The 9163-nt window shown below is 60.4% G+C and carries 9 protein-coding genes; 2 read left to right on the top strand and 7 right to left on the bottom strand.

Annotation, left to right across the window (positions count from 1 at the left end; translation table 11 throughout):
* Positions 1-169 precede the first annotated feature (169 nt).
* Positions 170-1075, bottom strand: a complete 906-nt coding sequence (locus D8U70_RS18010) for a LysR family transcriptional regulator (protein WP_130929436.1) — start codon at positions 1073-1075, stop codon at positions 170-172.
* 62 nt (positions 1076-1137) lie between these two features.
* Positions 1138-2298: a hypothetical protein gene (locus D8U70_RS18015; RefSeq protein WP_241664671.1), complete on the bottom strand. Its 1161-nt coding sequence runs from the start codon at positions 2296-2298 to the stop codon at positions 1138-1140.
* A 363-nt stretch (positions 2299-2661) separates the two neighbouring features.
* Here D8U70_RS18015 and D8U70_RS18020 point away from each other — a divergent pair, with 363 nt between their 5' ends.
* Positions 2662-3339 carry a hypothetical protein gene (locus tag D8U70_RS18020; protein WP_177433981.1) on the top strand — a complete coding sequence of 226 codons (678 nt, stop codon included), beginning with the start codon at positions 2662-2664 and terminating at the stop codon, positions 3337-3339.
* Here the strand turns inward: D8U70_RS18020 and yiaY are convergent.
* The gene (yiaY, locus tag D8U70_RS18025; RefSeq protein ID WP_073475809.1) at positions 3300-4448 is read right to left on the bottom strand and encodes an L-threonine dehydrogenase; all 1149 of its coding nucleotides are present in this window, start codon (positions 4446-4448) and stop codon (positions 3300-3302) included. The genes D8U70_RS18020 and yiaY overlap by 40 nt on opposite strands.
* A 154-nt stretch (positions 4449-4602) precedes the next feature.
* On the opposite strand from yiaY, the gene D8U70_RS18030 reads away from it, so the two are divergent.
* On the top strand, positions 4603-5622 hold the full coding sequence (locus D8U70_RS18030; RefSeq protein WP_130929438.1) for a DUF4917 family protein: 1020 nt from the start codon (positions 4603-4605) through the stop codon (positions 5620-5622).
* 160 nt (positions 5623-5782) lie between these two features.
* Here the strand turns inward: D8U70_RS18030 and D8U70_RS18035 are convergent, their stop codons facing one another.
* The 4 genes from D8U70_RS18035 to D8U70_RS18050 all read right to left on the bottom strand — a co-directional run bounded on the left by D8U70_RS18035 (position 5783) and on the right by D8U70_RS18050 (position 9053).
* Positions 5783-6127, bottom strand: a complete 345-nt coding sequence (locus tag D8U70_RS18035; protein ID WP_076566339.1) for a YegP family protein — start codon at positions 6125-6127, stop codon at positions 5783-5785.
* A gap of 80 nt (positions 6128-6207) precedes the next feature.
* Positions 6208-6789: a DJ-1/PfpI family protein gene (locus tag D8U70_RS18040; RefSeq protein ID WP_076566336.1), complete on the bottom strand. Its 582-nt coding sequence runs from the start codon at positions 6787-6789 to the stop codon at positions 6208-6210.
* 164 nt (positions 6790-6953) lie between these two features.
* Positions 6954-8180, bottom strand: coding sequence for an SAM-dependent methyltransferase (locus D8U70_RS18045; RefSeq protein ID WP_076566334.1), 1227 nt, complete (start codon positions 8178-8180; stop codon positions 6954-6956).
* A 255-nt stretch (positions 8181-8435) separates the two neighbouring features.
* Positions 8436-9053: a TPM domain-containing protein gene (locus D8U70_RS18050; RefSeq protein ID WP_024011959.1), complete on the bottom strand. Its 618-nt coding sequence runs from the start codon at positions 9051-9053 to the stop codon at positions 8436-8438.
* Positions 9054-9163 lie beyond the last annotated feature (110 nt).

The raw sequence follows: 9163 nt of genomic DNA on the forward strand, positions 1-9163 counted from the left end.
CGTTCGCGAAATGCGAATGCTCCGCTGTGATTGCGTGGTGAATTCAGGGCCGCCTTCGCGAGCAGGCTCGCTCCCACAAGGTTCTGTAGTGGTTTCAGATTCTGTATTCACACAAGTTCAATGTGGGAGCGAGCCTGCTCGCGAAGAGGCCATCAACCGCAATGAAGATCTACCTCCCGCGCAAATGCTCAAACAACATCCGGCTCACCGGCGACAACCCTGCCTCATCGCGCACCACCACAATCAGCGCGCGATCCGCCCAGGCATCGGTCAGCGGCACCGCGCGCAAGCCCAATGCCTGACCAAATAACTCATAGGCTCGCTGCGGCAGAATGCCGATGCCCATGTTCGCCTGGACCATCCGGCACACCGCATCGAATCCCGGCACATGAATGCGGATGCGCAGGACTTTGCCGGCCTGCCGCGCGGCCGCATGGGTACGCATGTTGATCGAACTGGCTGCGTGCAAGCCGACGTAATCGCTGTCGAGAGTTTCATCGAAAGTCACCGATGCGCGCGTAGCCAACGGATGCTCCGGGAGCATCACCACCACCAGTTTGTCCTGGCGGTACAACACGCTGTGCAGGCCTTTGGTGTCGCTGTCGTCGGAGCAGATGCCGAGGTCGGCGACGCCATCGAGCACGCCCTGAATCACCCCGGCGCTGGGGCGTTCTTCAAGGTCGGTCTTGACCTGCGGATGCCGCGCGGAGAAGTCGCGCAAGTCTTCAGGCAGGAACTGAATGATCGCCGAAAGATTGGCCAGCATGCGCACGTAACCACGCACACCGTGGCTGTGCTCGCCCAGTTCCAGGCCCATCTTCTCCACATTGAAGAGCATCTGCCGGGCATGGTGCAGCAGGGTTTCACCGGCCGGCGTGAGGATCATGCCTTTGGCCTGACGCACGAACAAAGCGATGCCCAGCGCCTCCTCCAACTCCATCAGGCGCTTGCTCGCCGCCGACACCGCGATGGCTTCGCGCGCAGCCGCACGGGTCAACGTGCCTTCCTCATGGACGGCGACGAACAGTTGCAGAGTGATCAGGTCGAGACGGCGGATCAGGCTTTTTTGCAGCATGGTGGGCTCGAAGGCAGGGTTCATCCGAGCCGGCAGGATAGCCCGGTTTTACCGCTGACTGCTCAGTTGCCCATGTTGGCGCGCTGTTTTGTGACAGGTGCGGTCAGCAAGCGAACCAGCTGCGCGCTGTCGTCCCTGCGACCCAACACCAGGATCGAAGAGCCTTGCAGGCAGGCATCGATGGCTGGCCATGAAACGTCCTTCGCGCCCTCGACATCAAACGAATCATCCGCTGCGCCATCGACCAGAAAGCCTCCCGTCAACAAGCCTCGTGCGCTGCCAGAGGTCTGTCCGACCGCAACGATCCGTTGGCCGGCGATGTCATCCAGCGCAAACCCTGCTTGCCAACCTCTCAGGTCGAGTTCATGCGCCGTCGGGCTGAGGACAGGGTTGTTGAACGCGTCATCCATTTGGCCGGCGTAGGTAATACCACTGATGAACCCGTGTTGCAGTTTCGTGCCTTGCGTTGACTCGACCGCCGAACCGAGCAGAAGCAGGCGCTGCGCCGTTTGCACAGCAATGTCCGCCACGCTGCTTTCGAGCAGCTTGCCATCGCGCTGAATGTTCAACAGCAGTACACCCTTGTCGCCGAACGCTTGTGCAACTTTCCCGTTGTGGTCGAACGCCATGACCAATCCCTGATTGGTTACTTCCGTTTTGCCATGCAGCAGAATCAGCCCATCGTCGAGCTGGATGATCCCGGACAGCGAAATGGCCACGCCTGGCAGCGACAGGGGCAGCCAACCGTTGCTGGCGAACGATAAGTCGTCCGAGCCATCGAGATGGAATCGCGTCAACAGGCCACTGCCCTTTTGCGCTGTCACAAACAGCAGCCTGTCCGGCTGCGCAAGCTGCGGATCGGATTTCGCCACCAGCAGTTGCCCATGGGTGGCCCCAAAGAGTGCCGGAATCCGCATGGGCACAATCAGGTAGCCATTCCTGTCGCCGCCGAACTCGATATCCGGCGAACCGTCGGGCAGAAACCGGGCGATGACTTGCTGGTATTCAAGCGTCTGGTCTTTGACCACGCCAATCACACCGCACATCCAGAACCGTCCGAGCGCATCAACAATCAACGGCCCGCCTTGCGTGAGCGAGCCTGTGCCGAACTCGCCATTGAGATATCCGCCGTCGCCGAAGGCCGGATCCGGATTGCCATCGGCATCCAGCCGCGCAAGGCCGTAGTACGAATGGCCCGATAGCTCGACGGTAGCGCTGACCATGATCTGCCCCGAAGGCGTGATCGCCACGCCTTTGGCAATGGTCTTGCCCGCTCCGGGGAATTTCAGCGTTCGCAGACCAAAGAGCGCATCCAGCTCCCCGGCTGACTGCACGTTTGGGGACAATGGCGCGATAGATTCCGACATATTCGTATGCTCCTCAAGAGATCGACGTCGATCCCCTCGCTGAGAGCATTCGACCCGAAGAAGCCACGCCGGACAACTGACACAAATGACAGTTTTTTAGACGGAAACGAAATTGATCACCGTGCAAAAAAGACTGGAGGACTGGTAGTTCTTACAGGTTCGAATTCAGGCACGTCATGCCAACCTCAGCGTTCAAATCAGCCATGGACGAGAAGAACGATGAGCACTCGCGACGAGCAAATGTCACAACCTGCCCCGGCCCCGACCATCACCTACCCCGAGGAAGCCAGCACGACGGGACCTGCGACATTGTTGCTCGGCAGCGGCATACCCGATGCGCTTGTACAGGTCTGGAACATTGAAAACACCCATTCGCTCGGTGCAGGGCTGGTCAGCGCAAAGGGACGATGGGCGTTCAGCATCAGCGGCGCCCAGGCTCCAGGCCAGCAGAAGATTCACGCCCACCAGACGTATGCAGGCATCACGTCCGAATGGAGCGAAGAGCGCGGATATGAGGTGCGACTGCGGCCCGAAATCGACGTCCCGGGCGTCTTCGTACCGCTTGAGGGAGCGGAGGTAAATGCGCCTCTGATGTTGTCGGGAGATGTCACACGGGCCGAGGGTTTCGTCAGTATTTTCGATCTGGACACTGGCCTGGAGATTGCCAGGGCAGCGGTCGAAAGAGACCGGAAATGGCAAACACCGGCTGCACACTCATTGGCAGTCGGGCAGTACCGTATATCCGCCGTTCACAACATCGCCGGCCAGGTTTCAGATTGGGGCCGTGTGCGAACATTTACCGTGGTCGCAGAAGCAAGCGAAGGACTGTTCGACTTCGCTCGCCTGCGCGCCTTCATTCAAAACGCGTTGCGGAAAATTTCCTCGATCTGGCGCTGATCTGCCGCCCGTGGATTGGTCAGTCCGCACGCATCCTTCAAAGCATTGGTGGCGAGCACCGGGATGTCGCTGAGTTTCGCGCCCAGCTCACGCAGTCCGCCGGGAATCTCGACGTCTTTGGCAAGGTTGCGAATGGCATTGATCGCCGCCTGCGCGCCCTCCTCTGCGCTAAAACCACGAATATCCGCGCCCATGGCGTGGGCGACATCCCTGAGTCGGTCAGCGCAGACCAGCGCATTGAAACTCTGCACATGTGGCAGCAGCACGGCGTTACAGACGCCGTGGGGCAAGTCGTAGTAGCCGCCGAGTTGATGCGCCATGGCGTGGACAAATCCAAGTGAGGCGTTATTGAACGCCATGCCCGCGAGGAACTGCGCGTAAGCCATGTTCTCCCGCGCCGCGAGGTCGCTGCCGTCGCGCACGGCCAGACGCAGATTGCTGCTGATCAGGCTCATGGCCTTCAAAGCGCAGGCGTCGGTGATCGGGTTGGCGGCGGTCGAGACGTACGCTTCGATCGCGTGGGTCAGCGCGTCCATGCCGGTGGCGGCGGTCAGGCCTTTGGGCATCGCGACCATCAACTCCGGATCGTTGACCGACAGCAGTGGCGTGACGTTGCGGTCGACGATGGCCATCTTCACGTGGCGCGATTCGTCGGTGATGATGCAGAAGCGGGTCATTTCGCTGGCAGTGCCGGCGGTGGTGTTGATGGCGATCAGCGGCAATTGCGGCTTGCTCGAGCGGTCGACGCCCTCGTAATCGCCGATCTGCCCGCCATTGGTTGCGCACAGCGCGATGCCCTTGGCGCAATCGTGCGGCGAGCCGCCACCCAGCGACACGACGAAATCGCATTTGCTTTCCTTCAGCAGTCCCAGACCGGATTCGACATTGGCCGTGGTCGGGTTCGGTCTGGCGCCATCGAAGATCACCGAATCGATGTCCTGCATCGCCAGTTTCTCGGCGATCATTGCGGCCACGCCCGCCTTGGCCAGCCCGGCGTCGGTGACAATCAGCGCCTTGCGAAAACCATAATTGCGAATCGCGACCATGGCTTCGTCGAGGCAGCCGCTGCCCATGATGTTGACCGCCGGAATGAAGAAGGTGCTGCTCATCGTGTGTCTCCTGACTGAAGCCGGATCGACTGCCTCGATTCGGCGGGTGCACACAGGATCGACCGATCGGTCACGAGCAATGTTGATCTGGCTCAATGTCCGCTCGTGATAAAGTCGCCGTCCATCTGCCCTTTGTTTTGAGACCGCCCACGCAATGACCGATTTTCTCGATGTCGACGCCACCCTCGAAGACTGGAATGCCTTGCGCGCCGCGAACGATTTCCAGGGTTTGCTGGTGGGCAATGGCGCCAGCCGCGCGGTGTGGGATGACTTCGGATACGACTCGCTGTTCGAAAACGCCCGTACGGTCGAAGAGAAACCGCTGAGCCCATCGGAACTGGCGGTGTTCGACGCGCTGCAAACCCGCAGCTTCGAGCAAGTGCTGGGCGCCCTGAAAACCACCAGCCGGGTCAACAAGGCGCTGGCGGTCAGCTCGGCGGCGCCGCGCAATCGCTATTACGCGATCAAGGAAGCGCTGATCAACACCGTGCACGCGGTGCACATCCCGTGGCGGCTGGTGCAGCCTTCGACGCTGGCGGTGCTCAATGCTGAACTGGCGCGCTATCGCACGGTGTTCACCACCAACTACGACCTGCTCAATTACTGGGCGCTGCAACACCCGGGCGAGGCCATCGACGACCTGTTCAACGGCGCGGACGCGAGTTTCGATCTGAGCCAGAGCGCCACCGACAAACCGCGTCTGCTGTACCTGCACGGTGGTCTGCATCTGGTGCGCAATCAGGACGGCACCGCACGCAAACTGACCTCGACCGAGGGCACCCTGCTCGGCAGTTTCGCCATCAACAATACGATCAAGACCCTGGATGACGTGCCGCTGTTCGTCACCGAAGGGCCGAGCGCTGACAAGCTCAAGACCATTCGCAGCTCGGATTATCTGTCGTTCTGCTACGAGCAGTTACTGGCCCATGGCGACAGCCTGTGCATCTTCGGCCACGCGCTGGGCGAGCCGGATGCGCATCTGGTGCGCGCGTTGCGCCTGGCCCGACCGAAATGCGTGGCGATCTCGATTTACCCGCGCAGCGCCGCGTTCATCCAGCATCAGAAGCGTCACTACGCCAAGGTGTTTGAAGGTACCGGGGTTGAGTTGCGGTTCTTTGATGCCAAGAGCCATGCGTTGGGTGATCCGAAATTGTCGGTACCGGTTGAGGTTTGATATTGGCCGGGCTGACGCCTTCGCGAGCAAGCTCCCACAATGGAATGTAGTCACCTGTGGGAGCGAGCCCGCTCGCGAAGACGGCATATCAGCCAACCCAAAAGGTGACTGGAACACCGCTTTCGCGAGCAGGCTCGCTCCCACAGGTTGATGTCGGATTTCAGAGCACCGGCAGGGTCTTGTCCTTGATGGTTTTCGTCGGGCCGTTGGCCTTCACGCTGGCGATGCCCTTGTCGCACGCGCCATCCGATGAATACGACTCGCTGCTGCCGATGATCTGGTGATTGGCCGCCTTCAGGTTGAAGTACGGGTGGCCGTCCTTGGTCGATTTTTTCTCGTAACGCTCGTCTAGCGGGCTGTTGGCCTGCACCGAGGCGATGCCGCCGTCGGCACCGGCGCGGGTGCTGTAGAGTTCGCTGGTCAGAATCGTTTCGGCGTTCGCCGCTTTCAACACGAACCTGAATTGGCCATTGCTGCTTTTGCTCACTTCGTACCATCCGGACATGTCTGTTTCTCCTGGGGGCGATTGAGAGATTTCGCGCTTCAGAGTAAAGACCAGCAGCCGCGGTCTGTCGCCTGCCTCGACTACAAGGTGATTTTCGTACCGAGCAGACCGAGGAAACCGGCCAGCCATTTAGGATGCGCCGGCCACGCCGGAGCGCTGGCCAGATTGCCCTGAACATGGCCATCGGTCACCGGAATGTCGATATAGGTGCCGCCCGCCAGACGTACTTCCGGGGCGCAGGCCGGATACGCGCTGCACTCACGCCCCTCGAGCACACCCGCCGCCGCGAGCAGTTGCGCGCCATGGCACACCGCTGCGATGGGCTTGCCGGCGTTGTCGAAGGCGCGCACCAGTTCGAGGACTTTTTCGTTCAGCCGCAGGTACTCCGGCGCACGACCGCCGGGAATCAGCAGCGCGTCGTAATCGGCTTCGCGGGCCTTGGCGAAATCGAAATTGAGGGCGAACAGGTGACCGGGTTTTTCGCTGTAGGTCTGATCACCTTCAAAATCATGAATCGCCGTGCGCACGGTGCTGCCGGCGGACTTGTCCGGGCACACGGCGTGGACCGTGTGGCCGACCATCTGCAGGGCCTGGAACGGCACCATCACTTCGTAATCTTCGACGTAATCGCCGACCAGCATCAGGATCTTTTTCGCGGCCATGGGAAAACTCCTCGGGGAAAGGTCTGGGGAGTATTCAAGGTAGACCTAAATTGAGCTGCAAGCTGCAAGCTTCAAGCTTCAAGAAAAAACAAGATCACCCATATCAGGCACACCAGCGTCATGCTTCAACTTGCAGCTTGCCGCTTGAAGCTTGCAGCTGCCTGTTAAGGCATATAGCCGTCGGCGCGCAGCAGGGTTTCCAGGCAGTGTTCGCTGATATGGTAGAACGCCTTGAGCTCTGCGATCTTCGCCAACAACTGCGTCGGATCGACCGGTTCGGCGCGTTTCACCGCGAGAATCATCTTGTTCTTGTTGGTGTGTTCCAGCGAAATGAATTCGAAGACTTTGGTCTCGTAACCGCACGCTTCGAGGAACAGCGCGCGCAAGCTGTCGGTGACCATTTCCGCCTGCTGGCCGAGATGCAGGCCGTATTGCAGCATCGGTTTGAGCAGCGCCGGGCTCTGGATCTGCAGGCGGATCTGTTTGTGACAGCAGGGCGAGCACATGATGATCGACGCACCCGAGCGGATGCCGGTGTGGATCGCGTAATCGGTGGCAATGTCGCAGGCATGCAGGGCGATCATCACGTCCAGCTCACTCGGCGCCACTGTGCGCACGTCACCGCACTTGAACACCAGCCCCGGATGCTCGAGCTTCGCCGCAGCGGCGTTGCACAGGTTGACCATTTCTTCGCGCAGCTCGACGCCAGTGACTTCGCCCTCGGCCTTCAGCGTGTTGCGCAGGTAGTCGTGAATGGCGAACGTCAGGTAGCCCTTGCCCGAACCGAAATCGGCGACCCGCACCGGTTTGTCCAGCGCCAGCGGCGACGAGGTCAGGGCATGGCTGAACACTTCGATGAACTTGTTGATCTGCTTCCACTTGCGCGACATCGCCGGGATCAGCTCGTGTTGCGCATTGGTCACGCCCAGGTCTTTGAGGAAGGGGCGGCTCAGTTCAAGGAAACGATTTTTCTCGCGGTTGTGCTCGGCCGAAGGCGCTTCACGCAATTGCTGAGGTTTGCTCTTGAACAGCGAACTCTTGCCCTTTTTGCTGTATTCCAGCTGCGCTTCGTCGGTCAGCGCCAGTAAATGCGCATTTTTGAACGAGGTCGGCAGCAGCCCGGCGATCAGCGCCACGCCTTCGCTCAGCGGCAGGTTCTTGGTGATGTCGCGGGTCTTGTAGCGATAAACGAAAGACAGACACGGCTGCGCCTTGACCGTCACCGGTTTGATGATGACCCGTTGCAGATCCGCCTCTTCACCGACGTATTTGGCCAACACCAATTTGATAAAACCGCTGTCGTCGAGGCTGGCTCGCAGCAGCTCGATGAACTGGGCGTGGTGATCGGCGGCCGGTTTGGCGGACGGCGCGGAAGAAGCGGAAACGGACATGGACAAGCGGCCTCGGACGGGCGGAATCGGGAATGGCGGGTATTTTAGGGGGGATGAGGGTTGGGGACACCCTCTTATTTACCCAACGGCAAAATCATGACACCGACTTTTGTGGCGAGGGGATTTATCCCCGATGGCGCGCGAAGCGGCCCTCTGTGTTCGGCCTTTCAAATCATGTGCGCAGGTTTTGCGACTGCTACGCAGCCGATCGGGGATAAATCCCCTCGCCACAGAGGCCAAATATGCGGGACTGCTTCAGCCCAACACCACCAACCGATTCGGCAACTCGTTCCGCACCTGCGTCACCGGCACGTGCACCTTCAACAACTCGCCACACGCCTCCACGCACGTGACAAACCCTTCCAGCGTGCGCCCCTGCCTGACCTGTTCGGTAAACGCCGCGACAATCGCGTCCCAGTTGCTGTTGTCCAGCCGTTTGGAAATCCCCTCGTCCACCAGAATCTCCACATAGCGCTCAGCCTCGCAGACAAAAATCAGCACGCCGGTGCTGCCCACGGTGTGGTGCAGGTTCTGTTCGAGAAACTGCCGCCGCGCCAGGTTGGAGGCGCGCCAGTGGCGCACGCGGCGCGGGACCAGATGAGTGGTGATTTTCGGCAGACGGAACAACAGGCACAGGACGATGAACATGCCCCACTGCACCAACAGCAGACTGCGCAGGGTCAGCCAGCCCGTGAGGTAGTGGACGATGCCCGGCAACACCAGCGCCAGCAGGCTGGCCCAGAGCAGCGGGATGTACGCGTAATCGTCGGCGCGGGCAGCGAGCACCGTGACCAGTTCGGCGTCGGTGTCGCGTTCGACCCGGGCGATGGCCTCGGCGACTTTGCGTTGTTCGTGTTCAGTCAGTAATGCCATGTCGAAAAGTGCCTGCTCATTATTCTTTTGATCTCACCAGCCGCCGGACGAACCGCCGCCGCCGAAACTGCCCCCGCCACCGCTGAAGCCGCCACCGCCACCGCCGCCGA

The sequence above is a fragment of the Pseudomonas sp. Sample_20 genome (assembly GCF_004307585.1).
In the GTDB taxonomy this organism is placed as follows: Bacteria; Pseudomonadota; Gammaproteobacteria; order Pseudomonadales; family Pseudomonadaceae; genus Aquipseudomonas; species Aquipseudomonas atacamensis.

Excerpts from the sequence above, each read along its gene's own strand:
- D8U70_RS18010 (WP_130929436.1), bottom strand. The coding sequence starts at position 1,075 with ATGCTGCAAAAAAGCCTGATCCGCCGTCTCGACCTGATCACTCTGCAA.
- D8U70_RS18015 (WP_241664671.1), bottom strand. The coding sequence starts at position 2,298 with ATGGTCAGCGCTACCGTCGAGCTATCGGGCCATTCGTACTACGGCCTT.
- D8U70_RS18020 (WP_177433981.1), top strand. The coding sequence starts at position 2,662 with ATGAGCACTCGCGACGAGCAAATGTCACAACCTGCCCCGGCCCCGACC.
- yiaY (WP_073475809.1), bottom strand. The coding sequence starts at position 4,448 with ATGAGCAGCACCTTCTTCATTCCGGCGGTCAACATCATGGGCAGCGGC.
- D8U70_RS18030 (WP_130929438.1), top strand. The coding sequence starts at position 4,603 with ATGACCGATTTTCTCGATGTCGACGCCACCCTCGAAGACTGGAATGCC.
- D8U70_RS18035 (WP_076566339.1), bottom strand. The coding sequence starts at position 6,127 with ATGTCCGGATGGTACGAAGTGAGCAAAAGCAGCAATGGCCAATTCAGG.
- D8U70_RS18040 (WP_076566336.1), bottom strand. The coding sequence starts at position 6,789 with ATGGCCGCGAAAAAGATCCTGATGCTGGTCGGCGATTACGTCGAAGAT.
- D8U70_RS18045 (WP_076566334.1), bottom strand. The coding sequence starts at position 8,180 with ATGTCCGTTTCCGCTTCTTCCGCGCCGTCCGCCAAACCGGCCGCCGAT.
- D8U70_RS18050 (WP_024011959.1), bottom strand. The coding sequence starts at position 9,053 with ATGGCATTACTGACTGAACACGAACAACGCAAAGTCGCCGAGGCCATC.